This is a genomic window from Dechloromonas sp. ARDL1, assembly GCF_051122455.1.
Classification (GTDB): Bacteria; Pseudomonadota; Gammaproteobacteria; order Burkholderiales; family Rhodocyclaceae; genus Azonexus.
This window is the reverse complement of the sequence record NZ_CP168941.1, coordinates 25,215-51,469: the sequence shown is the minus strand read 5'-3', so window position 1 is coordinate 51,469 and position 26,255 is coordinate 25,215. Positions and strand designations below refer to the sequence as shown.

The window sequence follows — 26,255 nt, the reverse complement described above, 5'->3', positions numbered from 1 at the left end:
CTGACCAGAAAAGCGGGGTTGTGCGCGCTGAAAATTGACCAGGGTGATTAACTCACCTGCTCATTTTTTGAGCAGGGTTTTTGGAGATGATCACCATGAAGGATCTGGGCAGGATTCGGCGGTTGTTTTACCGGGACGGCATGTCGCTGTCCGAGATTTCGCGGAAGACGGGGTATAGCCGGAATACCGTGAAGCGATGGTTGCGGACACCGGAAGGGACGGAGCCGAAGTATGAGCGGCAAAACCCGAACATCAAGATAGCGCCGTATGCGGCGCGCCTCATCAAAGCCCTGGAAACGGATGCCCGTCGGCCGAAACGGGATCGGCGGACAGCGCTGAAACTCTTTGGTGAATTGCAGGCTGCGGGATTTACCGGCACCTACTGTCGGGTCACCGAATTCATCCGGCGCTGGCGGGCCGATGGGGGTGCGGCGGTCAGCAAGGCCTTTGTACCGCTCCATTTCGAGCTGGGCGAAGCCTTTCAGTTTGACTGGAGCGAAGAGCATCTGGTCATTGGCGGGGTGTGGCGGAAGATACTCGCTTCGCACCTGAAGCTTTGTGCCAGTCGGGCGTTCGTCGTTCAGGCCTACCCGACGCAGGGTCACGAGATGCTGTTCGATGCGCACACGCGTTCGTTTGCTGCGTTGGGCGGCATTCCTCGGCGCGGCATCTACGACAACATGAAGACGGCGGTCGACAAGGTGCAGAAGGGCAAATCCCGCATCGTTAATGCGCGCTTCTCTGCGATGGCGTCCCACTACCTGTTCGATCCGGACTTCTGCAATGTCGCCAGCGGCTGGGAGAAAGGCGTTGTCGAGAAGAATGTCCAGGATAGCCGGCATCGGCTCTGGCAGGATGCCAGCAAGGAGCGGTTCGGTTCGTTCGCTGATCTGAATGTCTGGCTGCTCGAACGCTGTCGCAGCCTGTGGCAGGAATTGCGTCATCCCGAGTATGCCGATCTGACGGTGGCAGAGATGCTCGAACACGAGCAACCGAGTCTGATGCCGATGGTGGCGCCGTTCGATGGCTACGTCGAAACCCTGGGCAAGGTCTCCAGTACCTGTCTGGTGACACTGGATCGTAATCGCTACTCCGTGCCGTGCGAGTTGGTGGGGCAGGCGGTCAGCCTGCGGTTTTATCCGGAACGGATCGAGATTGTGGCGCACGATATGCGTGTTGCCAGGCATCCCCGTAGCTTCAGTCGCCAGCAAACCCTCTACGACTGGCAGCACTACATTCCGCTGATCGAACGCAAGCCGGGGGCCTTGCGAAATGGCGCGCCGTTTGCCGACATGCCGGAGCCCTTGCAACGATTGCGCGGTTTGCTTCTGCGCCGGGAAGGCGGCGATCGGGTGATGGCCAAGGTGCTGTCGGCGATTGCACAGTTCGGTCTGGAGGCCGTTCTGGTCGCGGTTGATCTGGTGCTGGAATCGGGTTTGCCCAGTGCGGAGCACATCGAGAACATGCTCAACCGGCTCAAATCCGGCCCCTTGCCGCCACCGGTGGAAACTGTGCTCACTGTCAGCGAAGTGCCGGTTGCCGATACTGGACGGTACGACCGGCTGCGTACGGAGGTGACTGATCATGCGTGAGCTGCTGAGCGAGTTTAAGGAACTTCGTTTGCATGGCATGGCAGGCGCCTGGGAGGAACTGTCGGCCAATGGCGGAATGGGGATTGAATCATCACGCTGGCTGATCGAGCATCTGCTTCAAGCCGAGCACACCGACCGGGTGATGCGTTCGATTGGCTATCAGATGCATGCCGCCCGCTTCCCGGTGCATCGGGATCTAGCTGGCTTCGACTTTGAGCAATCCAAGGTCGATCAGAAGCTGATCCGGCAACTGGCCGACCTCTCCTTTGCCGATGAGGCCCAGAACGTCGTGTTCATTGGCGGCACGGGCACCGGCAAGACACACCTCGCTACGGCGCTGGGCGTTTCGGGCATTGCGCATCACAGCAAACGCGTGCGCTTCTTCTCGACGGTCGACCTGGTCAATGCCCTGGAATTGGAGAAGGCTGCTGGCAAAGCCGGGCGGATTGCCTTGGGGCTGCTGCGCATGGACCTAGTCATTCTCGATGAGTTGGGCTACCTGCCATTCAGCCAGGCCGGCGGTGCCTTGCTGTTTCACCTACTGTCGAAACTCTACGAGCACACCAGCGTGATGATCACGACCAATCTGACCTTCGCCGAATGGCCGAGCGTGTTCGGCGACGCCAAGATGACCACGGCGCTGCTCGACCGGCTGACACATCACTGCCAAATCGTGGAGACCGGCAACGAGTCGTTCCGTTTCCGACACAGTACGGCCACCGCCAAGTCGAGGATCAAGGCACGAGAACAGAGCAAGCGGGGCGCTCCCCCCGAGGAAGGCGTGTTCTGATCGGGGCCGCGTTGGGAAATCCGTTCCGGACTTCGTCCTCCACGGCTTTCCCAACGCAATCATCGTGGCTCGAAAATCGGTTGTTCTGAGCTACACTTATCCACAAGCCAACCTATGTCAGGTGGCTATCACCCCTGGTCAAAATTCAACGCGCACAGGTGGTCAAATTTAAACGCGCGCCGACAACTGCCGATTCAGCAATCGCCTCGAACGCATGAAGCCAGGCCGTTCTCCGTGGCAGGAATGACGGACCGCCTTGAAAGTAGCTTTTAGGCTACAATCGGTCACATGATTGAACTCTTTCGCTACCAACGCGACGACGGGCGTGAGCCTTTCACGGACTGGCTGAGCGCTCTGCGCGATAAAGTTGCACAGGCTCGTATTCGCATTCGGTTGCGCCAAGTACAGGCAGGAAATTTCGGTGACTGCGAGCCGGTCGGAGAAGGGGTTATCGAGTTGCGGGTGCATGTCGGTGCTGGCTACCGTGTGTATTGTGGTCGGCATGGCAACACGATGGTGCTTTTGCTATGCGGAGGCGACAAAGGAAGTCAGGGCGCTGACATCAAACGCGCAAAGGAACTATGGGCGGAATGGAAACGGAGGCAAGGATGAGCAAAATCAAAGGCACTGTGTCGCATCACGAGTTGGAACTTGCCGAACTGCGAGCTGACCGTGAATTGGCGGTGGAATACCTGAAAGCTGCCATGGAATCGCTCGATAATCCCAATGACCGAGCCGCTGGCCTACTTGCTTTGCGCACTGTAGCAGAAGCCTACGGCGGACTCGCTGTAGTGGCCGCAGAAGCTGGCATCAGCCGAGAATCGCTCTATCGCACATTGTCGCCCAAAGGCAATCCAACGCTAAAAACGCTACTTGCCGTTTTGAAGACGGTAGGTCTTCGTCTTTCGGTTGAGCCTGAAAATCACGCGCATGCGTGACCATTTTGCTCTGGTCAGCAACCATGAGAAATCATGGTCAACTGAATAGAGATTTCGCACCTTTCGCCGTTCACATGATGCCTTGGCTCCTTATGTAGTCAGCCAACGACGTCTACAGCGGAAAACTCCATCGCCATTTTCGGACAGTCCAAGCGGGCCGCGTCGCTCCGATAAAGTTCCCGGCCGACCCTCTTTTAGGCTGGGATCTGCCCACGAAACGGGAAAAGCCGTACTCCACCAACTTTGCATGTAACACCGGAAAGCTCCAGAATGTTGCATGTAACATTGAGGATGCCGGCATGGCACACGTCAATTCAAGGGTTCAGAAGCACCGCGACGCCCTGCGCATGGCGGGATTGCGCCCGGTGCAAATATGGGTGCCAGATACGCGCCGTCCGAACTTTGCGGAGGAATGCCGTCGACAGACCCGCCTTGCCGCGCAAGCCGACAAGGCCGACGCGGATATGCAGCATTTCATGGATGAAGCCTTGGCTGACCTGGACAGCTGGACGGAATGAGGCGGGGCGATTTCGTAATCATCGCCATGCAAGGCGACTTCGGCAAGCCAATGCCCGCCTTGGTGATTCAGGCTGACCAGTTCGACGAGCACGCCACGATTGCCGTTCTGCCAGTGACGAGTACGCTTGTTGCTGCGCCCTAGTTGCGTATAACGGTTCAGCCAGACGCCGGCAGCGGCTTGCAGAAGCCTTCACAGGTCATGGTAGACAAGGCCATGACTGTGAAGCGTGACAAGGTGGGGCCAGCCTTCGGGCGCATTGATGTTGATTCACTGGTAGAGATTGAGCGGTGTTTGGCCGTGTTCCTTGGCATTGCCAAATAGAGACGTCTCGGAAACCGGGCTCATTCAAGCGCCAAAATTGGATAGTGGGATATTTCCCGCTTCTTTCCCCCCCCCTTGATTGCCTGATAATTGTAATTATCAGGCCCGCTTTTATAGTGCTAAGATAGCGCTTATGAAGTTAAATCTACAGAAATGCTCGTGGTTCTAATTTGAGCCGCGACCAGGAATCACGGAATGGCACAAAACGTTGAAGTGTTGCTGGCCAACGATGATCGACAGCATAAGTACACACGCGCTGATTTCACGGCGCTGCGCGCTTGGTTGAATAGGCTCCCAATCTCCCAAATTTCCTCACTTTATTACTGTGAGGATGATCTCGAAGATATGGGTTGTGCCACCTCGGCTGGACTTCAGAATCGCCTGGAATCCATGCGTGACTACCTTCTGAAACGAGCCATTGATCAGAATCCACATGTTGCCGAAGGGTTACGCCGCGCAAGGATGCTGCACGTCTGGTCAAAGTCGGCCTGTGACTTCCTTGTTCAGGCCGCTGATCAGGATTTCTCAACCCCTAAAAAGACTGACCCAGTATCCGTCTGGTTCCGTCCGATGATTGCAGCTCTAATCAAAGCAGAAGGTGCAAAAACCATCGGTGAGATGATTGATTTGATCCGCACTCGGGGCGATGGTTGGTATCGTCCGATTCCTCGCATAGGGGCTGGCAAGGCTACAGCCATCGTGGGCTGGCTTCGAAAGTTTGAAGGGACACTTGGCCCTGTGCGCATGGCATCAATCGCCCCAGTCGCAGCTGATAAATTCGTTGTGGTCACGCCTCAGAATCCTGTTTTAGTGCCACTAGAACGAGTAATCCTACCGCAAGCACTCGATGGTGCTACGGGGTTCAACCGCAACCCGTCGTTTGCTTTGGTGCAGGCACGCAATGACTTAGAAGCGATCGATGCTTACCTCTATAAGTTCCGAGGCAAGGAAAAAACAGAAAGAGCCTACCGTAAGGAATTAGAGCGCTTTTTACTCTGGTGCGTCACAGTGCGCGGCAAAGCTATGTCTTCAATCATGCAGGAGGATTGCGAGGCCTACAAAGACTTCTTGGTAGCCCCTCTGAAATCATGGATCGGCAAGAAGACCAAACGCCTCTCAAACGATTGGAAGCCCTTTGCCGGTAATCCTTCGCCCGCATCGCAGAAATACGCAGTTCTGACCATTCGTACCTTCTTTGAGTGGCTGGTTAATGTGCGCTACCTGGCAGGCAATCCCTGGGTCACGGTCGGAGATCCAGTTGTCGCCCAAGCGATCACGCCGCTTCAGATCGATAGGGCTCTGCCGAAACTGCTGTGGACGAAACTGGCAGGGCCGGGGGGAATTCTGGATACTCTTACCGAAGTACCTGATCTTGAATTGCAGAAGCGCTACCGAATGCGCGGAGCCGCCGCCGCAATTTCGATGTCTGCTCAGTTTCGTTTAGTGCGTGCCGCGCTACTGCTCCTGGGCGAATCCGGCCTACGTCGTGAAGAAGCGGCCTATGCGACACGTGACAAGTTAAAGCCGGTACCCGGCGTAGCAAATCTCTGGGAATTGGATGTTCTAGGCAAGCGTTCGAAGTGGCGTACCGTATTTTTACCAGGACGAGCCGTAGAAGCCATCAAAGTACATTGGAATGATCGAGGTCAGGATTTCAGTTTCGGGCTAGCTGATATGCCGTTGCTGTCACCACTCTACGTACCGGACATTGCTCCAGCAAAGAGGAAACACAAAGCTGAGGAAGGTAAACTAAATGAAAGCGGCTTTTCGCAAGATGGTCTTTATCGGGTCATCAAGACAGCTTTGCGCCGCATTGCCGACGATCAGACGCTAGATCTTGATAATTTCGAGCGTGAAAAGCTGCGCAGCTGCGGCCCTCATGCATTCAGACACACCTTCGGCACGCAGGCGGCCGCTGGTCGAGTACCTCTTGATGTTTTGCAGCGCGTACTCGGGCATGCCAGCCTCCAAACCACGACTATTTATGTGCAGGCAGAGAAGCAGCGGAGCATCGAAGAACTCGGAAAATTTTTTGGGAACTAGGTGATTGCCTGCCACAAGGAGGATGGGATTTCCCGGTTTGAGTTTGGTATCTGCTTTGCGCGCATTCCGGGCTCTTCTGTTAGAGATCTTCGGTCGCTTCCAGAGATAGCCCAAAAATTCGGACATGCATTTCTCTTCTCCCCAGCATTAGCACTACCTTCACCCCGTTTCTTGTCGAAAGTCTAAACAGGTTTTTGCTGAACCAAATCAGCTCACTTCATTTTCATTAAGATAATGTGGGTAAGCGCCGATCCATGGAGCCGCTGCTTCCATAGCAAATGGTTAGAGGTTTTGTGCAGGATCGCGCCATCCTCACCGCAAAAACTGCATAAACACCCTCACCTTTGGGTCGTAGCACTCCGCCCATAAGCTCCGACCAGGGAAAGGTGAGAACATTTGTGCCGGATCGCCCCGTCCTCTCCGCAAAAACTGCACAAAAACCCTCACCTTTGGGTCGTAGCACTCCGCCCATAAGCCTCGACTAGGGAAAGGTGAGAACATTTGTACAGGATCGCCCCGTCCTCTCCTGAACAGCTGCACAAACACCCTCACCTTTGACCTAGCCCCTACGTTAAGTTGTTGGTTTACTCCACCCCAAAGCGCGAGGGGCGCCACGCAATCCGCTCCGGTTCGCTGGCGAACCTTAGCGCAGAGCGCCCGGATTGGCTGGCGGGGGATAGCGCCCGGCTTGCAGAGCCGGTTAGTCATCAGGTCGAGTTTGTTGCTGGATGTACTGTTTGATGATTTCCAGCGGTGCGCCGCCGCAGCTCAAGATAATTGGAGTTAGCGCAGGAGAGCAGAGTGGCTGCTTTGAGCTTCAAAGTTTGAAGCCCGCCGAAGAAATCCTGCTCAACGCGGGGTGTCTGGCACATCACAGGGGTTGCGCCAGCTCCGGATCGTCGAGAGCTTCAAACTTTGAAGGTCGGGTGTGCCTGTGGAACTTGTGCACGTTACTCATGGCTGCTTCAAAGTTTGAAGCTCGTTGCCACGCGATGGTGTGTAACGAAGAACTTGCAGGCTCGGAACATGTCGCAGTAGGTGGCAGGTACAACCGAGCAGCCGGGTAGAAACGTTCGAGTCAAATCCGGCTTGAACAAATCCATCCTCGATCAAGGCTGGTTCGAGTTTCGCCGGCAACTGGATTACAAGCTGGCATGGCGAGGTGGCTGGCTGGTCGCCGTGCCGCCGCATAACACCAGTCGCACCTGTCCGTGCTGTGGCCATGTGTCGGCGCAAAAACGGCAGACGCAAGCACGATTCCAGTGCGTGGCATGCGGTTTCGAGGAAAACGCCGATCTGGTCGGTGCGATCAATGTTTTAAGGGCGGGAGACGCCCGGTTCGCCTGTGGAGTGAGCGGTGCAGTAATGACGCCAGCAGCAGGAACCCACCGAAGCGACTCAGGGGCGGCTCTATGCCGCTCCTGAGCGCCGTAGGAAACTCCGGCCTTCAGGCCGGGGAGGACGTCAAATCCATCCTGACGAGAGCGTTCGGAGCGCTTATCGGGCGCTACTAACCCATCTATGACCTGAGCCATACCGCGACTCCTCGGGTGGGTTAGATTTCTCTGGAATCCCGGTGTCAATTTTTGACGTAATCCAATACACGTTAGGTTACATAGCGGAAAAACTCACATAAAGGCATCTATCAAGCTTAATGTGAGCTTATTTGGGAGAGTGGGAAATTTAACTTGTAAATCTTCCCTCATCCCGCACAACAAAAAATGGGACTTCGGATTCTTCGGTGGACGGAGCCTGCTTTAGCCCTTGGTTGGCCAAGTGTCGATTTCAGCCAGCAAGGTGGACAGATCGGTTGCGAGATTGACCCAGTGCGCGACAATCCCTGCCGTTCAGGGCGGGGAAGGATAGCGCGGGCGGCGCAGGCGTCCATGTTTTTGGGGGTCTTGAACGGCGAGGTCGATACGGTAAGGTAGTGGCATGAAACGCCTGAGCGCCTATCAATTCGAACTCAAGCCCAACGGCGAACAGCAGCGCCTGATGCGCCGATTCGCCGGATCGTGCCGGTTCGTCTATAACAAGGCGTTGGCCCTGCATGTTGACGCTCGTTGAAAACTGACCAGAAAAGCGGGGTTGTGCGCGCTGAAAATTGACCAGGGTGATTAACTCACCTGCTCATTTTTTGAGCAGGGTTTTTGGAGATGATCACCATGAAGGATCTGGGCAGGATTCGGCGGTTGTTTTACCGGGACGGCATGTCGCTGTCCGAGATTTCGCGGAAGACGGGGTATAGCCGGAATACCGTGAAGCGATGGTTGCGGACACCGGAAGGGACGGAGCCGAAGTATGAGCGGCAAAACCCGAACATCAAGATAGCGCCGTATGCGGCGCGCCTCATCAAAGCCCTGGAAACGGATGCCCGTCGGCCGAAACGGGATCGGCGGACAGCGCTGAAACTCTTTGGTGAATTGCAGGCTGCGGGATTTACCGGCACCTACTGTCGGGTCACCGAATTCATCCGGCGCTGGCGGGCCGATGGGGGTGCGGCGGTCAGCAAGGCCTTTGTACCGCTCCATTTCGAGCTGGGCGAAGCCTTTCAGTTTGACTGGAGCGAAGAGCATCTGGTCATTGGCGGGGTGTGGCGGAAGATACTCGCTTCGCACCTGAAGCTTTGTGCCAGTCGGGCGTTCGTCGTTCAGGCCTACCCGACGCAGGGTCACGAGATGCTGTTCGATGCGCACACGCGTTCGTTTGCTGCGTTGGGCGGCATTCCTCGGCGCGGCATCTACGACAACATGAAGACGGCGGTCGACAAGGTGCAGAAGGGCAAATCCCGCATCGTTAATGCGCGCTTCTCTGCGATGGCGTCCCACTACCTGTTCGATCCGGACTTCTGCAATGTCGCCAGCGGCTGGGAGAAAGGCGTTGTCGAGAAGAATGTCCAGGATAGCCGGCATCGGCTCTGGCAGGATGCCAGCAAGGAGCGGTTCGGTTCGTTCGCTGATCTGAATGTCTGGCTGCTCGAACGCTGTCGCAGCCTGTGGCAGGAATTGCGTCATCCCGAGTATGCCGATCTGACGGTGGCAGAGATGCTCGAACACGAGCAACCGAGTCTGATGCCGATGGTGGCGCCGTTCGATGGCTACGTCGAAACCCTGGGCAAGGTCTCCAGTACCTGTCTGGTGACACTGGATCGTAATCGCTACTCCGTGCCGTGCGAGTTGGTGGGGCAGGCGGTCAGCCTGCGGTTTTATCCGGAACGGATCGAGATTGTGGCGCACGATATGCGTGTTGCCAGGCATCCCCGTAGCTTCAGTCGCCAGCAAACCCTCTACGACTGGCAGCACTACATTCCGCTGATCGAACGCAAGCCGGGGGCCTTGCGAAATGGCGCGCCGTTTGCCGACATGCCGGAGCCCTTGCAACGATTGCGCGGTTTGCTTCTGCGCCGGGAAGGCGGCGATCGGGTGATGGCCAAGGTGCTGTCGGCGATTGCACAGTTCGGTCTGGAGGCCGTTCTGGTCGCGGTTGATCTGGTGCTGGAATCGGGTTTGCCCAGTGCGGAGCACATCGAGAACATGCTCAACCGGCTCAAATCCGGCCCCTTGCCGCCACCGGTGGAAACTGTGCTCACTGTCAGCGAAGTGCCGGTTGCCGATACTGGACGGTACGACCGGCTGCGTACGGAGGTGACTGATCATGCGTGAGCTGCTGAGCGAGTTTAAGGAACTTCGTTTGCATGGCATGGCAGGCGCCTGGGAGGAACTGTCGGCCAATGGCGGAATGGGGATTGAATCATCACGCTGGCTGATCGAGCATCTGCTTCAAGCCGAGCACACCGACCGGGTGATGCGTTCGATTGGCTATCAGATGCATGCCGCCCGCTTCCCGGTGCATCGGGATCTAGCTGGCTTCGACTTTGAGCAATCCAAGGTCGATCAGAAGCTGATCCGGCAACTGGCCGACCTCTCCTTTGCCGATGAGGCCCAGAACGTCGTGTTCATTGGCGGCACGGGCACCGGCAAGACACACCTCGCTACGGCGCTGGGCGTTTCGGGCATTGCGCATCACAGCAAACGCGTGCGCTTCTTCTCGACGGTCGACCTGGTCAATGCCCTGGAATTGGAGAAGGCTGCTGGCAAAGCCGGGCGGATTGCCTTGGGGCTGCTGCGCATGGACCTAGTCATTCTCGATGAGTTGGGCTACCTGCCATTCAGCCAGGCCGGCGGTGCCTTGCTGTTTCACCTACTGTCGAAACTCTACGAGCACACCAGCGTGATGATCACGACCAATCTGACCTTCGCCGAATGGCCGAGCGTGTTCGGCGACGCCAAGATGACCACGGCGCTGCTCGACCGGCTGACACATCACTGCCAAATCGTGGAGACCGGCAACGAGTCGTTCCGTTTCCGACACAGTACGGCCACCGCCAAGTCGAGGATCAAGGCACGAGAACAGAGCAAGCGGGGCGCTCCCCCCGAGGAAGGCGTGTTCTGATCGGGGCCGCGTTGGGAAATCCGTTCCGGACTTCGTCCTCCACGGCTTTCCCAACGCAATCATCGTGGCTCGAAAATCGGTTGTTCTGAGCTACACTTATCCACAAGCCAACCTATGTCAGGTGGCTATCACCCCTGGTCAAAATTCAACGCGCACAGGTGGTCAAATTTAAACGCGCGCCGACACCCATCAGCTTCAACTCGGCGTGGAGCTTCAAGGCGGTGCGCCGATCTCGCACGGGGCGACGCGCATCCGTTTCCAACATCTTGATGAGCCGCTCGGCAAAGGGCGCAATCTTGGTCTCAACGACCTTTCGCCGATAGTTCGGCTCAAGGCCTTCCGGCGCTTTCAACCACTTCCGGATCGTCTTCCGCGTGAGCCCAGTTCGACGCTCGATCTCCGACAGGTTTAACCCGTCCCGATAATGCAGTCTTCTTACTTTTCCCAGCAAATTCATGGTGATCATCTCCTCGGTTTCCCCGCTCCAAAACGGAACGGCGAAGGTTAATCACCCTGGGTAATTTTCAGCGCGCAGATACCTCGAAATCCGGGTACTTTTCAGTGCGCGTCAACACCCGCACAAACGCAGTGGCTTGCGGAGGGGCTGTTCTTTCCAAAACTGCTGCCATGTTTAGCTCCTTTGCAGGGATTTCTAGCACTATATGCGATGAATCTTGTCGGTTGCAACATTGAAGCCAGCCTGTTCGTACCGCGAAATCAAGCCATCTACTGGCTGAAATATACGCGGAGCCAGACCCTTGCGGGCATAGCGCAACCGCAGGGTTTTGAGATTTTTGCCCTCAAGCTGAATAGCTCTTGAGCTTTCGTTTCAGACGAAAGCAAGGTCATCATACCGGGCGCAATCCCCGACGCTCAACCATGTCCGGAGATGTCGCAAATTGGTGAATCGCCCCGGGTTTCGTAGAGGCTCCGAGGTTTAAGTGCAGGCGGTCGTTGCCTGCACAAGGGATTGTGAATAGTACCGTTCCTCCGCCTCGGCGGGCGGGATGTTTCCGATGGGCTCGAGGAGTCGAGTGTGATTGAACCAAGTCACCCAAGTCAGGGTGGCCAGCTCCAGGGACTCGATGGTTTTCCAGGGGCCCCGGTGATAAACCAATTCGGCTTTGTAGAGGCCGTTGATGGTTTCAGCCAGGGCATTATCGTAAGAGTCGCCTTTGCTGCCGACAGAGGGCTCGATGCCTGCTTCGGCCAGCCGCTCGGTGTAGCGGATGGAAACGTACTGGCTTCCCCTGTCTGAGTGATGAATCAGTGCCCCGTCACGCTTGGGCTGTCGGTCATACAGCGCCTGCTCAAGCGCATCGAGGACAAAATCGGTACGCATTGACCTGCTGACACGCCAGCCGACGATACGACGAGCGAAGACATCAATCACAAAGGCGACATAGACAAATCCCTGCCAAGTAGAGACATACGTAAAATCAGAGACCCACAGTTGGTTCGGGCGCTCGGCCTTGAACTGGCGATTCACCCGATCCAGCGGGCAAGGCGTACGGGTGTCGCTGAAGGTCGTTTGCATGATCTTGCCGCGCCTGACGCCTTCCAGGCCAAGATGCTTCATCAGCCGTTCGACCGTGCAACGCGCCACGGGCGTTCCCTCACGGAGCAATTGCCGCCAAACCTTGCGGACACCATAGACTTGGAAATTGGCCTGCCAAACCCGTTGAATCTGAGGAATCAGCAATTCATCCCGTTGCGCCCTGGCGCTCCGCAGGGAAGGATTGCGTTGCCGGGCAGCGTGACGCCAATAGCCAGACGGGGCAACCTGCAATAGCTTGCAGAGCGGCTCGACCCCATATGTCTCCCGGTGCCGGTCAATAAATGTCCTCACTTCTTCTTGAGGCGGTCGAGCTCCGCCTGCGCGAAAAACGCACTGGCTAGCCGCAGAATTTCGTTGGCCTGACGGAGCTCCTTGTTCTCCCGCTCCAAGGCTTTCATACGCTCACGCTCATCGGTGGTTATCCCATCGCGCCGGCCCGTATCCACTTCATGTCGCTTGACCCAGTCATGCAACGTCTGGGCTGCGCAACCAATCTTCGGGGCTATCGATTCAATGGCTGCCCATTGCGACGGATGTTCTTTGCGGGCTTCTTGTACCAGCCTCACCGCACGTTCTCTGACTTCAGGGGAATATCTGTTTGATTTGCTCATCATGGCTCCATTCTCTCAGGTAATGGAGCCTCCTCAATTCCCGGGGCGATTCATGGGACGTAACACACCCCGTCCACCGCAAACTCCGGTAAATAACCAATAGAGTGTTGCGCAGCATAATCCATATGCTACAGTGATTGGTGTTGAGTAGCTGGCTTTCTTTGAAAGCCGAGTAGCTGCGGTATATGGAGACGAGATGGGGAGAGTCGAGGAATCCGATCTGGGTAGGTGGCGCACCATGGCGGCAAGCCGGGCATTGGCAGCGCTGGCCGACCATGCCAAGAAGGATGTTTCGTTTGTCCCGGTGAAAGATGCCCGTACGGAACGCTGGCATGCCACGGTGCGAGGCCGGGAATTTGAACTTTTGTTGACCGGCACCAAGTTCTTCGACACCCGTGCCGAGAAAGGTGGTGGCGGTGCAGTTGATCTGGCCAGCCATCTCTTCGGTACGGATTTTCGGGGTGCGGTGGCCTATTTGCGGCAGAAGGGGCTTTGATGAAACTCTTTTACACCGACGCCAGCTTCATGGTTGCCGGGCGTCCTCGCCCCAACATCCCTTTCCTCTGTGATGCCGAGATGGAACTGGTTTCGGCGCCCAACGATTACCTGCGCTACGTGGCCACCGTCAAGGGACGGACACGCTCCGAGAAGACCTGGCGAACTTACGGGAATGACCTTCTGGAGTTCTTTGCTTTCCTGGAGGGCAACGACCTGGCCTGGGATACCGTTAACCAGACGCAAATCGGCGCCTGGCGGGACGCCATGCTGGAGCGTGGCTGCAAGCGCGGCACGGTCAATCAGCGGCTCCGCTGTGTCGACACCTTCTACGACTGGGCCTTGAAGAAGGGAATCACCCACGCCATACCTTTCTCGAAGGAGGAAATATGGGTTTCCAAGCCGCAGGGATTCCTTGCCCATGTCGATGCATCGGGCGGGCGGTTCGAAGCCAACGAATTGACTGTGCGCGCCCACAAGTCTTTGCCGAAATTCTTGCATCTGGACCAGGCCAAGACCTTTTTGGAGTCCATGACCCCCTATCGCCTGAAGTTGATGGGGTATTTGATGCTATTGACCGGGATGCGCCGCGAGGAGGTCGCCGGCTTTGATTACCGGGTACTGCCAAACCCAGCGGGCCGAGACCCCGCGAAACAGATCGCCATGATCCTTGATCCGGCGCTGACGCCGACCAAGGGTGACAAGGAGCGCACTGTCATGCTGCCCTACGATTTAGCCGCGGCGTTGTACCACTACTTCACCTTTGAATGGCCGAAACTGCTAGTCAAGCATAAGCGCACTCATGGGCAGGAAACCACCTGCTTATTTCTCTCCGAAGATGGCGAGGCGCTGTCATTGACCGGGTTGAATAATGCGTTTCGCCGGTTCAGTGAGAAGACTGGAATCAAATGCCACCCTCACATGCTACGGCACACATTTGGCACTTACGAACTGCTACGCATAAGTCGCGTTAAGACTCAAAGTCAGGCGCTGCTCTGGGTCAGGGACCGCATGGGACATAGTTCGATCACCACTACCGAGAAATATATCCACGCTGCCGATCTTGTTCAGCACGACGACGCGGACGGTTTCCAGGCTGACATTTGCCGGGTGTTACGCGATGGCCATTAAACGACAGAAGCTCGACCGCAGGGTCAACCTAATCATGGACGGCGACCGCGTAGTGGATATGCCGCCAGGGTGGAAGCTCACCGTTGATTGCCCTCACCATGGCAAGGTTATCCTTGACTTTACGGAGCACCTTGGTTGTGGGCGAGACGAGATTGTTGGGCATTTGAGAGATGCTTTCTGGAGCCTCAGAACTGAGTTTGTCGGGACGACGCTAAAAAGCATGTTTAACACCGGATACAAGTGTTTTTGGCGCTATTTGAAGGACACAGATCCGACTGTCGATAACATCACATTACTCTCACAGGTTGATCGAAGTGTCGTTGACCAGTTTTTGGCCTGGCTCGAATTACAGCCAGCCTTGCGTGGCAATAGAAAAGGGCAGCCCCTATCTCTGGCTGCACGCAAGATAGCTTTTAATCACGTAAAAACGTTGCTTCGGAACCGGCAGGAAAGAAACTCGGCTGCGGTTAGCAAAAAATTAGATTTCCCGCGAAATCCATTCCCTAACGCTGATCGATTAATGCCTAGTCGAGAGGCATATTCGGTCGCGGAACACAAGCGCATCCTGGCTGCCCTGCATAACGATTTGCAGGTGATCCACGGCAATCAGGAGCATGCGCTGTCCTACGACCAAGTGATTGCCGTTCATATCCTCATTCTTGGCTTCGCCACCGGCCGCAATCTCCAGTCGCTGCTTGATTTGCACCGTGACAGCCTACAGAAGCATCCCATCGAAGATAGAGAACTGCTTGTCACCTACAAACGCCGTGGGTGGTCCAGCCAGGCAACCTCGATAGTGGCCGCCGAGAACGAATCTGGGAAGCGTATGCTGACGGCCATTCCGGCAAACATCGGCGAACACTTCCGATATCTCTGTGCGATAACCTCTCCTTTGATTGAGGAGGCTAAAGTTGAGGATCGGAATTTTGTTTTGTTGGTACGAATGCAGGTTCGGTCCAAGTTGAATTCTGGTGTCGTGCGCTTCGATGGGACTCGGGTTGCGCGAGCGCTGCGCGATTTCAGCAAACGGCACGCACTGGTCAATGATGCCGGCAACCCGATTACGCTGAATATGTCCCGTGCTCGGCCCACCTTTGCAACGGAGTTGTACCGGCGCTGCCGGGATATTCGCAAGGTGAAGCAGGCACTTGGGCACACCAAGGTGACTACCACGGCCCGCCATTATGTGGATGCTCCACCCGAGGCCGAGCGGGATCATGCATTGGTGGCTGATGCCTTGGTTGGCGTCTTCACGAGCCAGGAGATCGAGGGCAAGGTGCTGGTGGCGGCGGACGGCAAGATTCCGTTGCAGGACGTGAAAGACCTCCTCTCGGGTGGCTACAATACGGGCATCGCCCGCTGCAAGAATCCGTTTCGGGAGAACGAATCAGTCTGCAAGAAGTTCTTCGCCTGCTTTAAGTGCCCCAGCATGTGCGTCTTCGAGGACGACCTGTGGCGACTGTTCAGCTTCTACTACCGGCTCATTGCCGAGCGCTCAAAAATAAACGCTGCCCATTGGCTGAAAACCTATAGCCCCATCATTCGGCGGATCGACGCCGACATCGCACCATTGTTCTCGGCGAACAAGGTGGAGGAAGCCCGAGCCAGGGCGCGAAGCACGCCGCACCCCACCTGGAAAGGCCCCTTGCTATGACAGTTCGCCTGCTTGATCTTCGCCCGTTGACTGTTGTTCATTCGGCGGAAAAACGCGAAAGGCCGGTCTCGATTGTGCTGTTGCCTGACGAAACACCCTTGGTGGTCAGTCGCTTCGGTGACAACGTGTGGGACTTCTACCCTTACATCCCGCAAGAAAATCTTCGGCCTGCGCAAAAGCTGATTGACTGGAACATCACGCTGCCCAACGGGACACGGTTGACCGACCCGGCGAATGCTGCATTGCTGGAATCATCGAGGGATTTCATCTGGTCGCTGTTTGTGACGCCATATGCCGGGAGCAAACGTCCCATATTTACCTCTCTCATCTCCAGGGTTACCGCACTACGCCCGCTGTTGTATTGGATGGTGGCCAACGGCCTATCACGATTTTCAGATATGGACGGACGGGCGCTCGACTATGTTCCGTTCGCCAAGCAGGGGAAAAGCGGTAAGCCAGCATCGCCGGCAACGGTTACTGGCCGGTTATCCCTGGTTGAGCAACTGCATTTCCAGCGAGGCAATATCAATGATGCCCTTCAATTGCCGCCCTGGCCCTTCGAGTCAGCTATTTCGCTGGCCGGATTGAAGAAGCATGGAGACTTCGGCAAGCCAAAGACTGAGATCATTCCCGATACCGTTATGTCCAAACTCGCGGACGTTGCCATCGATTACATTCGGAATCGCGCACCCGCGATTCTCGCGGCACTCCGCAGCGAAGCTTCGGAGGTAGTGGATAGCACCAGTGATGTAAATACCACCGAGTTCGTCAAGCTCCGTACCGCTTGCTTCGTTGTGATTGCGATGTTCTCCGGTATCCGTGATTCCGAGGCAATGTCTATCGAGGAAGGGTGTATTGCTAGGGGAAGAAGCAAGGATGACAGCATGGATGTGTGTTGGCTCCATGGCACCATCTACAAGACTGGGGTCCGGCCGCATCGTTGGCTGGTCCCGGCTATTGTTGCGGAGGCCGTGGCGGTCCTCAGCCATCTCACCGCGCCGCTTCGGGAGCAACTACGGCAAGAAGAGCGCGAACTTCTGGCCAGGCTCCCCAATACTATTGCCAAAGAGAAGGCGCGATTGACGAAAAGGCTCCATGCTGTCTGCAAGTTCAGGAGCAAGCTCTTCCTGCGAAGTAATCGTGGTGAAATCGCGGTTGTCTCGGGCAGTGCCATGAACGATGAATTGAAGCGGTTTTGCGCCGATAACACCATTCTCGGCGATGGCCTCCGCCCCTATCCGCTGCATACCCACCAATTCCGCCGAACCTATGCCTATTTCGTGGCCCGTTCTGAGTTGGGTGACCTGCTGACGCTCCGCGACCATTTCGGGCACTGGAGTCTGGACATGACGACTTATTACGCTGACGGGGCGACCGATGACTTCGAGTCCGACGTTGAGCTTCTGGAAATGGTTGCCAAGGAAAAACTTGGGCGCCAGTCGGAGATCATGACCGGCTACCTGGACTCTGACGCCCCGCTCGCCAACGGGAGCCACTGGCTGAGCGACTGGCGCTCATCTGTTCGTACCGCAGCCAACAAGGAAGAACTGATCCGAGAATACGCCGGCACCATCACCCTGAACGGCACGGGCCACTCCTGGTGCGTCGGCAATGCCAAGGGCACCGGCTGCGGTGGACTGTGCGTATTCGAAGCGCAGATGTGCGTTGATTGCAACTACGGCATCATCGGTCCCGAGCATCGGCCCGTATGGGAGGGCATTCTGGAACAGCAGCGGCAAGCTCTCGCCCTGGATGACATGGGGCCAGGCGGTCGGGCGCGGTCGCAGCAAATCATTGGCTACGCAGAGAAGGTGCTGCACCGACTAGACGGACAGGAGGTGGTCGCATGACCGGCGTTCCCGAAGCGAGCATCGAAGCATTGGCCGCCCATGGACGGGATTCCGTCAAGGAAACCCGGCAGAAGCTGGAATTGGCCGTCCGGCGCCTGGTGAATGGAAATCCTCAAAAGGTGCCCAAGGGCACCAAGCTGACCGCCGCCTCGGTATGCAAGGAAGCTGGCGTGGATCGGGCCACCCTATACCGCTTCCACGAACCGGTACTGAGCGAGATTCGCCGCATCAACGACACGACGCCTCGGGCGCAACTTAAGGAAAGTAGGTCAGCCTTGGCGGAGACGGAAGCCAAGTTGAAGGAATACCGCACCATGGTCGAGGAAGCCCAAGCCGAAGTGGCAGCGCTGGCCAGGATTAATTACCGGCTGGATGCCCGGAACAAGGAACTTGAGGAATTGCTGCGCATCCGGGATGAGGTGATTGCTCAGTTACAGCAGCAGGTGAATGCCAAACCTAAGGTGGTTGATCTGCGGAAATGAAAATGCCCGGCACACTCCAAATGGAGGGCGTGCAGTTAAGGATAGATTTCAGTTTTGCCTCAGTTGCACCAGGACAGATTCCACCGATATCGTACGCAACACAGAAGTTGTTGCGTGTGGATAACAATACCGGTTTTACGAGATTGTTACCGCACGCAACATGTGCTGATCATTACATAAAATCCGAAGGCTATTTTGTCGGGAGGTGGTTTTCCAGCCCTAGCGTCCACTGGAAAATCCGAAGCTCCCAAAAATTCGTCTCACTAGCTAACCAAATCGGCAAGATTTTGTTCAAGAAGCTTTGCGAGTTTCTCGGGAACAAGCCCCTTGGCATCAATCGTCGCACCGTCCTCAGTCACGACAATTCTGACAGGGGATGATCCAGGATTTTGGATTTTCAGCTCTCGTCTATATGTACGGGGGCGTTTTGCAGACATCTGAAGTCGTATCCATTGCACAACTTGGTTTTGAGCCTTTATCTTGCCGCTCACAAGAGCAGCGAACGCATTAGTAACTAATTCAGGGCACGTCTGGTTGAGACCTAGAGTGTCTAGTTCATAGGCCAGACGATAGCCACAACATCCAGGAGCCGTTTGAATGATCTCAATTGCATCCATTGGGAGCTTTCCAAAGGCTCGCAGTTGCGAGATCTGGGGAGGCGAAACACCAAGTGTTGCAGCAATTTCCCGACCGGTCTTGCAAGCCCCCGTGCGCTCCAGCATCAAAATTGACTGATAGCGATCCCAATCGGTTAGGTCCTTTTTAATCGCATTATCGGCTGTCAAAGCTATAGCCGCCTGAGAGTCCGTCATGTGCTTTATTAAGACAGGTACAGTGGTCCACCCCAGTCTTAAAATGGCCTGAACTCGATGATGCCCTGTAACGATCTCAAAAGATTTAACTTGTAAATTTCTATCGGCCTCTAAAAATGTCGGCACAGATTTAACCTGTAAATCTTTGGCCGGATTGATCACTGATCGAACTACAATCGGGCTGATCAAGCCGGAAGACTGAATACTCTCAGCTAGGCGATCGATATCATCTGATGAAGCTGACTCACGCACCTGAAATGGTGATCGATAGAGTGACTCAATAGGAATGTCCACAGCACCCGGCGGTACGAGCTCTCCTAAAATTGAGTCTGCTACTTCATCCTGAATCACTTCTCGCGGCCGACGACGCCCCATGCTTTCCGCCAACGCTTTATCGTTCTGCTTAGCCATCACGCTGCCTCCGATTTCTGGAGATTAGCTATCTGCGTAATTTCACGAGCAATCTCAACGAGCTCCCTGGAGCAATTACATTCACGATCGTATTGCAGAACGGTCTGCCCCGCAGCTTGGCTCTTTCCAATGTCAGCCGATTGAGGAAGGAAGTGCTCAAGGACCGTATCAAAATAGTCACCAATGACGGCCTGGGTGATCTTACAGAGTTTTTTACGACCATCATGCTTGGTCAAAATGGCTCCACCTAGTTGTAACTTAGCATTAACCGTTTTGGCCTGGTTGACGAACTCAATCATGTCATCCGTACCAACCAAGGCCAGTTTGCTACCGGATTCGACGGGTACAAAGATCGTGTCAGCCGCGGCTAGGGCATTAGCAGTTAGAAATGAGAGTGCAGGAGGAGTATCAAGGATGATCACATCGAATACATCGCGTACGCTATTTAGCTTTTGCAACAACAGCGATGTAGACGAAAACGGGGTGGTCTGAAGATCACGCTCCAACCGCGCAAGCTTCAGTGTCGAACCAATCAGGGACACACCGGGAATAGTCGTTTTTTCAACAATCGCTGACGCGATTGATTCCTTACCAGCCAGTAATTTCTCTACAGTAACCGCTGGCGTGTCATCAAAGCCGTAGATCAACTGGGTTGCATTACCTTGAGGATCAAGATCGACAAAAAGTACGCTGAACCCTTCGCGCGCAAGCGCATCTGCAATATTGACGGAGAGTGTAGTCTTTGCAACACCTCCCTTATGGTTTGCAAATACCAGTGTTTTAGCAGCCATCGCAGCTCCTTTTTTCAGAGAACTGCGTGATGTTATCAATTACTCTGATAAATACAACTACTGACTTTGTAAGAAGCCTTCGAACGCCTTAGCTTGTCGCGTATTTGCTTCTTCAAACACCATCGGAAGTGACTTAAAGAGTTTGGCGTGGGGGGAAGCACGAAAAGCATTCCAGGCTTCTTCCAGAGCAACTCCACTTGGTATCGTCACCGCAGGCGCAGGACTCATGTCTCGAATGGCTTGCAATTCGAGGTCGCGCTGTTCCTTTACCTTTGTAGCAACTTTGTGGGACTCAAGATTCTTTTTTTCCAGCGTTCCGAATCGATATCCATCCCGGATTGCTGTCATCAGGTACTTACCTGGGTAATTGACTTTCGATGTTGCACAACGATGCCGAACAAACTCGATCGTTTCGCGAATGCGTTCATCGGTCCACACTTCGCGATTTTTTGCGATTTCATCTAGTTCCACATCGGACAGCCCAAATTCCTTAGTCAGGACTTCGTACAACTCTTTGGATGCTGCAACAGAGGAAAGCAACATGTGCCTGTTCGAGGCTGTCACTGAAAATCGAAGATGTGAGTAAAAACGTCCGGTCCGTTTTAGTTCCAGGCTAACTTCGATGTCAGAAATGCTGTTGATTTGATCGATGGCTGGCTGAATGATATCGCGTCGGAAATAACGAAAATCGTTGGCACTCTTCAAACCATCAACCTTGATCAGGCCACGAAATTCGTCAATTTGCCACCACGGTGAAGACCCATCCCCTTTGTAGATAGAAAGGCGTTCATAGAGTTCGAGAGCATAAATGGAAGAAAAACCGGCCAGAATTCGCATGCTTAGCAATGAATACCGATCAGGATCTCGCAACTGCCCTCGAAGTTCACTCGGAATTTTGAAGGTGATCTGACCTTTGCGAATACCAGCTGCCCCCAACATTGGCACTGACACCCAGTTATCCTCTTGGGGATTAAGCGAATCAATCACATTTACCTGAACAGCAGATTTCTGAGCCTCCCGGATCACTCGCTTTAGGTGAGTATTATTGTTTGAATTAGAGTAATTAATCAGCCACTTAAAATAACGCAAGTCATGCGTGTGCGATTCTGCATCCGGATCATGCTGGGCGATGAAATACACGCCGTTCAAAATCCGCCTAGCCAACAAACCAACATCGCTCACATCAACCAACAGTGAACTCTTGCGCAAGTGGAAATCCTGGCCAGAGTCAGTGATTGGGGTGTCCGAGGCATCCATGGCCTCGAAAATTTCCAAGGCCAGTTGCTGCTGTGTCGCACTTTGATGTGAGGTAATTTGGTTCATGTTGAGCTCGAAGGCTTGCGTTTAGCCAATTTCCAGCAAATCACGTGAGATGTCAAAACAATTGTTCTCACATGATTGAAATTGTCCTCTATCCGATTGAATGTAGATCCAATAACCAATCGTTCTCACACAAGATCCCTTGCTTGCTTGTTGTTTTTCTTTTTAAACAATAAAGAAAATAGCAGCAGCAGAGCTCTACGAAAAGCGTTAAATCAATGGCTTAGCAAGACATGTGAGACCTGTTGGGGCCTGATGTGAGGAATCTTGGCTCTCTAAGTGATGGTATTTGGTAAGCCAAATTTGCTCACGTAATAGTGTTTGGGCTTGCTGGGTGCCTATTCTTACCAAAATTTCTAACATGAACGACCAACTGTTCTCACATCAATCAACCAAAAAGTCTCACATCTCTGGACCAAAAACGCTCACATGAATCAACAAGTGGGGATCACAGACCTGATAACAAGGGACTAATTCACCATTCAATGTGTGTACTCACTCCTGTTTGTAGATAAGTTCCGTCATGAAATGTTGGGACGACAATGGATTTATTTTCGGCACGAGCATGTAACCAAATCGCCTCACATGAACATTGCTTGTAGTTGTAGAGTTCCTTACTCAGAGAGTGAATTAGAGCGATGGCATCAAGGCACAGAAGGCGGTGGCCATCACGCCAAGAAGATAGGGATTGATGCCGTATCGCTGCCAAAAGTGTATGAATTTGAGCCACTACGTCTGACCGGAACCAAATGCTCGATGGAAAGTGAATGACTTTGCGCAGATTGTTCCAAAATTTAGCGCAAAGTGTATGAAATTGTGCAGGTCTGGCAGGTTTTTGGCTTGTAAATGATCTGCATTGAGTGGCCAGCACTCTGCCGCATACACTATTGTTAGTGGTGCTGGAATGCGGCTGCCGATCCGGGTGGGTTGCACATCCCTCCTTTTCCGGCGAAATCGTGATCCGGTGCGGGAAAAGTCTCCAAGCCAGAAACGTTCGGTTGATCGCCGATATCCACACCATCGCAGTTCGACCGAAGTTTCATGGCTTAGCCATTTGAGGTCTCCTTAATTGATGTCTACATCGTCCCTTTTATCAGGAGACCCCCGCCTTTCAAGCCCCCAAATGCAGGCTCAACGACCAAAGATGGCCGACAGGTCATCGGCCTGGAACTGGAGCACCTCGTCGGCAGTTGAGGAAGCCGGTTGTTTGGGGGTGCCCGCCTTCTTGTCGGGGGCAGGGGAGGTGGGTACAGCTGCCTCCTTGGATACGGCAAAGCCGAGAGGCGCCCCCCCGCCCAGAATTCCCCGCTCGGCCAGCATGCCGATGTACGCCAACTGACGGATGCGCTCGCCGCGTGCATACGGATCTTCGATGGATTGGAGATAGGAGAACAGCGGTCCACCATCCTGCTTGAAGCGCAACTTCAAGTTGATGCATGGGCTGTCCGTGCCTGCTGTCTTTTGATTGCTCCGGCCTGACATGGCTTAACCCCGCTTGAAAATCTGGTCGGCAAACTGCTGGCCAGCCCGTTGGAAACCCCGGACGTTAGCGAAAACCGGATCGCTGGTCGTGATGATTTCGTGCTTGGGGAATTTGTCGGCCAGTACATCCTTGAAAAACTCGGCGCCGCCACCGGCGAGGATAATGTTGGAAATGTCGAGGGCGGAGCCGACCTTGTTGACCAGGACAGACACGAACTGCTCGGCCTTGGCCTTGCCGATCTTGAGGTGTTCGGTAATGTCGAACGGCTTGCCATAGAAGGTGGGGTCGATGCCGGTGCGGATGGACTCTTCGAGCATGGAGAGGTCGCTGATCTGTTCGCCAATCTCGGAGCCGATCGCCTCGGCCATGGAACGCAGCACAGTCGACATGCCGCCGTTGTGCGCGCCCGAGCGCGCATTCACCATCTTCACGCCATCGGCCACGAGCCAATCCAGGGTGTAGTAGCCGATATCGATGAGCAGGTTCATCTGGCTCCGCATGCGGTCGTAGGTGCGGGTCTTGGTCGCATAGTCGAAGAAGGCGCCAATCGGCTGGGGGATCACCCGGCAGTTGCTCACCTCGACCTCACGCTGAGAGAGGGAGCCATCCTTCTCGCGCACTGGCACCATGTGCTTGCCTTGCGCCTCCTGGCCGACCGTCTTTCTCGCCTGGCTGATGTGACAGTTGGTGCGATCAATCATCCGCAGAGCAACCTGGCAGACTTCTATCGCGAAATGGGCGATATCTTTGCCGTGCCGCTGCGCCCGCATAACCGCTGGGGCGGCTTCAAGGTCCTGCGCGAAGTCTGGTTCGCGCATCTGGAGACGACCCGCCGGCGCGCCGTACTGCTGGTCGACGAGGCCCAGGAGATGAGCCCGGCGGCGCTCTGCGAGCTGCGCCTCCTGGCCAGTGCGCGCTTCGATTCGCAGCCATTGCTGTGCGTGGTACTCGCCGGCGATGCGCGGCTGATCGAGAAGCTCCGGCGCGAGGAACTGATCCCGCTCGGTTCGCGCATCCGGACCCGGTTGGCGACCGAGCATGCGAGCCGGGATGAGTTGCTGGCCTGCCTGAATCACCTGCTGGCGGGCGCCGGCAACGCCAGCCTGATGACGCCTCAGTTGCGACAGACCTTGTGCGATCACGCCGCCGGCAATTACCGCATCATGACGACGCTGGCGGCGGAACTCCTCGCCGCGGCCGCTCAGCGCGATCTGGCTCAGCTCGACGAGAAGCTTTACCTCGATGTCTTTGCCCAACCCGAGATGCCCAAGCCGCGCCGTGTCGCAGCGGGGCGCTGATCACACGAGGAGCTGGCTATGCGCCCCGATTCACGCCACGTCGACATTACCCTCAATCTGCCATCGCTCCCTGACGAAGCCGTCGTCGAAATCCAGGACTTCCTGTACGAAATCCTCGATCTCTTCTCGACTCATTACGGCCACCAGGTCGATCGCTTCTATAAGGGCCTTTCCTACGATAACCTCGTTCATCCCAATCCGAATCCCAAGCCCCCGGACGACGATTCGCCGTTCTGACTCTCTGCCCTACAACACGACAACGCCGTCAGCATTAACCGCCGACGGCGTTCCTCGTTGCCTTCCGGCCTTCCGGTCAACATCACCGTTCGTGACCATCGGAACATCAAATTGGGTGACCACACTCATTTGAGCGCCGCCCCGCCCGACAGGGATCAATGACCCAGGGAAATGTGTATAGATTTGAGCAGGTCGCCACGGTTTTTTACATAGGAATGGGCCGCTTTAGGGGCTGGAACACATTCCTACTCGAACAGCTCCTGATTGACTTGGCTTGGCACTCCTCCCGTTTGGAAGGGAACCGGAAAAGCCTGCTCGACACGAAGGCCCTGTTCGAGCGTGGCCGCTCTGCGGGGGATGATGAAGACGCGCTAATGCTCTTGAATCACAAAGATGCCATCGAGTTCGTGGTCGACGAGGTGCCCCATTACGGCATCCGGGATGTTGTCGTGAGAAACATCCAGAGCTTGTTGATGAACGGACTCCTGCGTAATCCGGATGCCCTAGACAAAGCACGGAACACCGTGGTCAACATTACCGACTCCGTCTATGTGCCCTTGCAGGGGCGGCAACTCCTGGACGAGATTCTGGCCAACATCGTCGATAAGGTCTGCCAGATCAAGAACCCTATCGAAGCAGCATTCTTTCTCTGGGTGAACATTGCCTACCTGCAGCCGTTTGAAGACGGTGATAAGCGCACCAGTCGCCTGTGCGCGAATCTGCCTTTGCTGCTACAGAACTGTGCCCCGCTCTCCTTCATGGACGTTGAACAGGCCGACTACGCGCTTGCGGTGCTGGCCGTCTATAAGCAGCAGGACGTCTCGCTTGCAGCGGAGCTATTCGAATGGACCTACAGTCGGTCTATCGACAAGTACGCGGCCATCCTCGAAGCGATGGGCGCCCCCGACCCCTTCCGTGTTATATACAGGGAGTTGCTGGGGGACGCTGTGCAGCAGGTAGTGTGCAACGCTGCGGAGGTCGCCAACCTTGTGTCCACACTGGGCATCGACCCCGCGGAGGTGGACAAATTTGCCCAACTGCTGCGCGAAGAACTCCAGCACCTTGAGACCTACAACTGCGCAAGGTATAGGCTGGGGCTTGCGCTCACTGACAAGTGGATTGCTGCTGGCCGACCGGGGCTTTGACCTGCCCCGGCCAGGTTGCGTACGGCAGCGATCGGCTCCCGGCCAAGGATTTCGAGTTGCCCCTTGGTTTCGGCGATGTCGCGCTCACTGAGCACCCCTGTCGCCGCGACGATGATCTCGGTTCCGCGCACGGCGATATCGGCGCGCTCTGTCAGTTCCTCTTGCGTCCGGCAGGCGAGGTTTCCTGCAGCCCGTTCCAGTTCCGGGGCGGCAAATGAGCGCGGGATGCTGTCGAGGTCTTTTTCATTGCAGCCGGCCAGCGCCAGGGCGAGGAGAAGTACGGGGGCGGTGCGCTTCATTGGGCACCTCCTGTTTCCAGGA

General features: G+C 55.4%; 23 protein-coding genes, 4 pseudogenes and 1 other annotated feature. Of the genes and pseudogenes, 19 read left to right on the top strand and 8 right to left on the bottom strand.

The genetic code is table 11. The annotated features are described in order from the left end of the window. The first annotated feature begins 95 nt into the window (after window positions 1-95). The 11 genes and pseudogenes from istA (AB6Q56_RS22850) to istB (AB6Q56_RS22800) all read left to right on the top strand — a co-directional run bounded on the left by istA (AB6Q56_RS22850) (window position 96) and on the right by istB (AB6Q56_RS22800) (window position 10,656). A complete protein-coding gene (istA, locus tag AB6Q56_RS22850; protein ID WP_217021633.1) occupies window positions 96-1,592 on the top strand; it encodes an IS21 family transposase in 1,497 nt (498 codons plus the stop codon). Next, window positions 1,585-2,382, top strand: a complete 798-nt coding sequence (istB, locus tag AB6Q56_RS22845) for an IS21-like element helper ATPase IstB (RefSeq protein WP_217021629.1) — start codon at window positions 1,585-1,587, stop codon at window positions 2,380-2,382. The genes istA (AB6Q56_RS22850) and istB (AB6Q56_RS22845) overlap by 8 nt, the downstream gene beginning before the upstream one ends. 288 nt (window positions 2,383-2,670) lie before the next feature. Next, window positions 2,671-2,994, top strand: a complete 324-nt coding sequence (locus tag AB6Q56_RS22840; RefSeq protein ID WP_434517294.1) for a type II toxin-antitoxin system RelE/ParE family toxin — start codon at window positions 2,671-2,673, stop codon at window positions 2,992-2,994. Next, on the top strand, window positions 2,991-3,320 hold the full coding sequence (locus AB6Q56_RS22835; RefSeq protein ID WP_434517293.1) for an addiction module antidote protein: 330 nt from the start codon (window positions 2,991-2,993) through the stop codon (window positions 3,318-3,320). Before AB6Q56_RS22840 ends, AB6Q56_RS22835 begins: the two co-directional genes overlap by 4 nt. A 299-nt stretch (window positions 3,321-3,619) precedes the next feature. Further along, window positions 3,620-3,838, top strand: coding sequence for an antitoxin MazE family protein (locus AB6Q56_RS22830; RefSeq protein WP_434517292.1), 219 nt, complete (start codon window positions 3,620-3,622; stop codon window positions 3,836-3,838). Beyond that, window positions 3,835-4,161: pseudogene (locus AB6Q56_RS22825) on the top strand (type II toxin-antitoxin system PemK/MazF family toxin). Before AB6Q56_RS22830 ends, AB6Q56_RS22825 begins: the two are co-directional and overlap by 4 nt. 195 nt (window positions 4,162-4,356) lie before the next feature. Next, window positions 4,357-6,204 (top strand): phage integrase family protein, encoded by a 1,848-nt coding sequence (locus AB6Q56_RS22820; protein WP_434517291.1) that lies wholly within the window; start codon window positions 4,357-4,359, stop codon window positions 6,202-6,204. Between the two features lie 986 nt (window positions 6,205-7,190). Beyond that, window positions 7,191-7,629, top strand: a pseudogene (locus AB6Q56_RS22815) (RNA-guided endonuclease InsQ/TnpB family protein); the annotation flags it as partial. A 510-nt stretch (window positions 7,630-8,139) separates the two neighbouring features. Continuing rightward, window positions 8,140-8,253: pseudogene (locus AB6Q56_RS22810) on the top strand (helix-turn-helix domain-containing protein); the annotation flags it as partial. A gap of 116 nt (window positions 8,254-8,369) precedes the next feature. Continuing rightward, window positions 8,370-9,866: an IS21 family transposase gene (istA, locus tag AB6Q56_RS22805; protein ID WP_217021633.1), complete on the top strand. Its 1,497-nt coding sequence runs from the start codon at window positions 8,370-8,372 to the stop codon at window positions 9,864-9,866. Further along, the gene (gene istB / locus AB6Q56_RS22800; protein WP_217021629.1) at window positions 9,859-10,656 is read left to right on the top strand and encodes an IS21-like element helper ATPase IstB; all 798 of its coding nucleotides are present in this window, start codon (window positions 9,859-9,861) and stop codon (window positions 10,654-10,656) included. Before istA (AB6Q56_RS22805) ends, istB (AB6Q56_RS22800) begins: the two co-directional genes overlap by 8 nt. A 145-nt stretch (window positions 10,657-10,801) precedes the next feature. Here istB (AB6Q56_RS22800) and AB6Q56_RS22795 read toward each other — a convergent pair whose 3' ends face one another. Then, window positions 10,802-11,122, bottom strand: coding sequence for a hypothetical protein (locus tag AB6Q56_RS22795; RefSeq protein WP_434517290.1), 321 nt, complete (start codon window positions 11,120-11,122; stop codon window positions 10,802-10,804). Between the two features lie 471 nt (window positions 11,123-11,593). After that, window positions 11,594-12,825, bottom strand: a protein-coding gene (locus tag AB6Q56_RS22790; RefSeq protein WP_434517128.1) for an IS3 family transposase whose coding sequence is annotated in 2 segments (ribosomal slippage) — window positions 11,594-12,537 and window positions 12,537-12,825 — 1,233 coding nt in all. Because the reading frame shifts where the segments join, the coding sequence is not laid out codon by codon here. After that, window positions 12,431-12,547: a sequence feature (AL1L pseudoknot), on the bottom strand. Its footprint overlaps the gene before it by 117 nt. 238 nt (window positions 12,826-13,063) lie before the next feature. Between AB6Q56_RS22790 and AB6Q56_RS22785 the strand changes: the two genes are divergently transcribed. Genes AB6Q56_RS22785 through AB6Q56_RS22765 form a run of 5 tightly spaced genes read left to right on the top strand, consistent with a single transcriptional unit; the run spans window position 13,064 to window position 18,437 of the window. Next, window positions 13,064-13,321, top strand: a complete 258-nt coding sequence (locus tag AB6Q56_RS22785) for a hypothetical protein (RefSeq protein WP_434517289.1) — start codon at window positions 13,064-13,066, stop codon at window positions 13,319-13,321. After that, entirely contained in the window at window positions 13,321-14,451 is a 1,131-nt protein-coding gene (locus AB6Q56_RS22780; RefSeq protein WP_434517288.1) for a tyrosine-type recombinase/integrase, read from the top strand. The genes AB6Q56_RS22785 and AB6Q56_RS22780 overlap by 1 nt, the downstream gene beginning before the upstream one ends. Then, window positions 14,441-16,105, top strand: a complete 1,665-nt coding sequence (locus AB6Q56_RS22775) for a site-specific integrase (RefSeq protein WP_434517287.1) — start codon at window positions 14,441-14,443, stop codon at window positions 16,103-16,105. Before AB6Q56_RS22780 ends, AB6Q56_RS22775 begins: the two co-directional genes overlap by 11 nt. Beyond that, window positions 16,102-17,955 (top strand): integrase, encoded by a 1,854-nt coding sequence (locus AB6Q56_RS22770; RefSeq protein ID WP_434517286.1) that lies wholly within the window; start codon window positions 16,102-16,104, stop codon window positions 17,953-17,955. The genes AB6Q56_RS22775 and AB6Q56_RS22770 overlap by 4 nt, the downstream gene beginning before the upstream one ends. Then, on the top strand, window positions 17,952-18,437 hold the full coding sequence (locus AB6Q56_RS22765; protein WP_434517285.1) for a hypothetical protein: 486 nt from the start codon (window positions 17,952-17,954) through the stop codon (window positions 18,435-18,437). The genes AB6Q56_RS22770 and AB6Q56_RS22765 overlap by 4 nt, the downstream gene beginning before the upstream one ends. 263 nt (window positions 18,438-18,700) lie before the next feature. On the opposite strand, the gene AB6Q56_RS22760 is transcribed toward AB6Q56_RS22765, so the two are convergent. The 5 genes from AB6Q56_RS22760 to AB6Q56_RS22740 form a co-directional block, all read right to left on the bottom strand. Next, window positions 18,701-19,660 carry a ParB/RepB/Spo0J family partition protein gene (locus AB6Q56_RS22760; protein ID WP_434517284.1) on the bottom strand — a complete coding sequence of 320 codons (960 nt, stop codon included), beginning with the start codon at window positions 19,658-19,660 and terminating at the stop codon, window positions 18,701-18,703. Next, complete coding sequence (locus AB6Q56_RS22755; protein WP_434517283.1) at window positions 19,660-20,451, bottom strand: ParA family protein; 792 nt, start codon at window positions 20,449-20,451, stop codon at window positions 19,660-19,662. Before AB6Q56_RS22755 ends, AB6Q56_RS22760 begins: the two co-directional genes overlap by 1 nt. 57 nt (window positions 20,452-20,508) lie before the next feature. After that, complete coding sequence (locus AB6Q56_RS22750; protein ID WP_434517282.1) at window positions 20,509-21,774, bottom strand: replication initiation protein; 1,266 nt, start codon at window positions 21,772-21,774, stop codon at window positions 20,509-20,511. Window positions 21,775-22,902: 1,128 nt separating this feature from the next. Further along, on the bottom strand, window positions 22,903-23,199 hold the full coding sequence (locus AB6Q56_RS22745) for a hypothetical protein (RefSeq protein WP_434517281.1): 297 nt from the start codon (window positions 23,197-23,199) through the stop codon (window positions 22,903-22,905). A 57-nt stretch (window positions 23,200-23,256) separates the two neighbouring features. Continuing rightward, window positions 23,257-23,679 (bottom strand): hypothetical protein, encoded by a 423-nt coding sequence (locus AB6Q56_RS22740; RefSeq protein ID WP_434517304.1) that lies wholly within the window; start codon window positions 23,677-23,679, stop codon window positions 23,257-23,259. Between the two features lie 207 nt (window positions 23,680-23,886). Here AB6Q56_RS22740 and AB6Q56_RS22735 point away from each other — a divergent pair. The 3 genes and pseudogenes from AB6Q56_RS22735 to AB6Q56_RS22725 form a co-directional block, all read left to right on the top strand. Next, window positions 23,887-24,552, top strand: a pseudogene (locus AB6Q56_RS22735) (AAA family ATPase); the annotation flags it as partial. An 18-nt stretch (window positions 24,553-24,570) separates the two neighbouring features. Beyond that, a complete protein-coding gene (locus AB6Q56_RS22730; protein WP_434517280.1) occupies window positions 24,571-24,789 on the top strand; it encodes a hypothetical protein in 219 nt (72 codons plus the stop codon). Window positions 24,790-24,947: 158 nt separating this feature from the next. Further along, a complete protein-coding gene (locus AB6Q56_RS22725; protein ID WP_434517279.1) occupies window positions 24,948-25,934 on the top strand; it encodes a Fic family protein in 987 nt (328 codons plus the stop codon). Here the strand turns inward: AB6Q56_RS22725 and AB6Q56_RS22720 are convergent. Continuing rightward, a complete protein-coding gene (locus AB6Q56_RS22720) occupies window positions 25,859-26,233 on the bottom strand; it encodes a hypothetical protein (protein ID WP_434517278.1) in 375 nt (124 codons plus the stop codon). The genes AB6Q56_RS22725 and AB6Q56_RS22720 overlap by 76 nt on opposite strands. Window positions 26,234-26,255: the final 22 nt, after the last annotated feature.

Coding starts and splice junctions, on each gene's coding strand:
- istA (WP_217021633.1), top strand. CDS start 96: ATGAAGGATCTGGGCAGGATTCGGCGGTTGTTTTACCGGGACGGCATG.
- istB (WP_217021629.1), top strand. CDS start 1,585: ATGCGTGAGCTGCTGAGCGAGTTTAAGGAACTTCGTTTGCATGGCATG.
- AB6Q56_RS22840 (WP_434517294.1), top strand. CDS start 2,671: ATGATTGAACTCTTTCGCTACCAACGCGACGACGGGCGTGAGCCTTTC.
- AB6Q56_RS22835 (WP_434517293.1), top strand. CDS start 2,991: ATGAGCAAAATCAAAGGCACTGTGTCGCATCACGAGTTGGAACTTGCC.
- AB6Q56_RS22830 (WP_434517292.1), top strand. CDS start 3,620: ATGGCACACGTCAATTCAAGGGTTCAGAAGCACCGCGACGCCCTGCGC.
- AB6Q56_RS22820 (WP_434517291.1), top strand. CDS start 4,357: ATGGCACAAAACGTTGAAGTGTTGCTGGCCAACGATGATCGACAGCAT.
- istA (WP_217021633.1), top strand. CDS start 8,370: ATGAAGGATCTGGGCAGGATTCGGCGGTTGTTTTACCGGGACGGCATG.
- istB (WP_217021629.1), top strand. CDS start 9,859: ATGCGTGAGCTGCTGAGCGAGTTTAAGGAACTTCGTTTGCATGGCATG.
- AB6Q56_RS22795 (WP_434517290.1), bottom strand. CDS start 11,122: ATGATCACCATGAATTTGCTGGGAAAAGTAAGAAGACTGCATTATCGG.
- AB6Q56_RS22785 (WP_434517289.1), top strand. CDS start 13,064: ATGGCGGCAAGCCGGGCATTGGCAGCGCTGGCCGACCATGCCAAGAAG.
- AB6Q56_RS22780 (WP_434517288.1), top strand. CDS start 13,321: ATGAAACTCTTTTACACCGACGCCAGCTTCATGGTTGCCGGGCGTCCT.
- AB6Q56_RS22775 (WP_434517287.1), top strand. CDS start 14,441: ATGGCCATTAAACGACAGAAGCTCGACCGCAGGGTCAACCTAATCATG.
- AB6Q56_RS22770 (WP_434517286.1), top strand. CDS start 16,102: ATGACAGTTCGCCTGCTTGATCTTCGCCCGTTGACTGTTGTTCATTCG.
- AB6Q56_RS22765 (WP_434517285.1), top strand. CDS start 17,952: ATGACCGGCGTTCCCGAAGCGAGCATCGAAGCATTGGCCGCCCATGGA.
- AB6Q56_RS22760 (WP_434517284.1), bottom strand. CDS start 19,660: ATGGCTAAGCAGAACGATAAAGCGTTGGCGGAAAGCATGGGGCGTCGT.
- AB6Q56_RS22755 (WP_434517283.1), bottom strand. CDS start 20,451: ATGGCTGCTAAAACACTGGTATTTGCAAACCATAAGGGAGGTGTTGCA.
- AB6Q56_RS22750 (WP_434517282.1), bottom strand. CDS start 21,774: ATGAACCAAATTACCTCACATCAAAGTGCGACACAGCAGCAACTGGCC.
- AB6Q56_RS22740 (WP_434517304.1), bottom strand. CDS start 23,679: ATGGTGAATGCGCGCTCGGGCGCGCACAACGGCGGCATGTCGACTGTG.
- AB6Q56_RS22730 (WP_434517280.1), top strand. CDS start 24,571: ATGCGCCCCGATTCACGCCACGTCGACATTACCCTCAATCTGCCATCG.
- AB6Q56_RS22725 (WP_434517279.1), top strand. CDS start 24,948: ATGACCCAGGGAAATGTGTATAGATTTGAGCAGGTCGCCACGGTTTTT.
- AB6Q56_RS22720 (WP_434517278.1), bottom strand. CDS start 26,233: ATGAAGCGCACCGCCCCCGTACTTCTCCTCGCCCTGGCGCTGGCCGGC.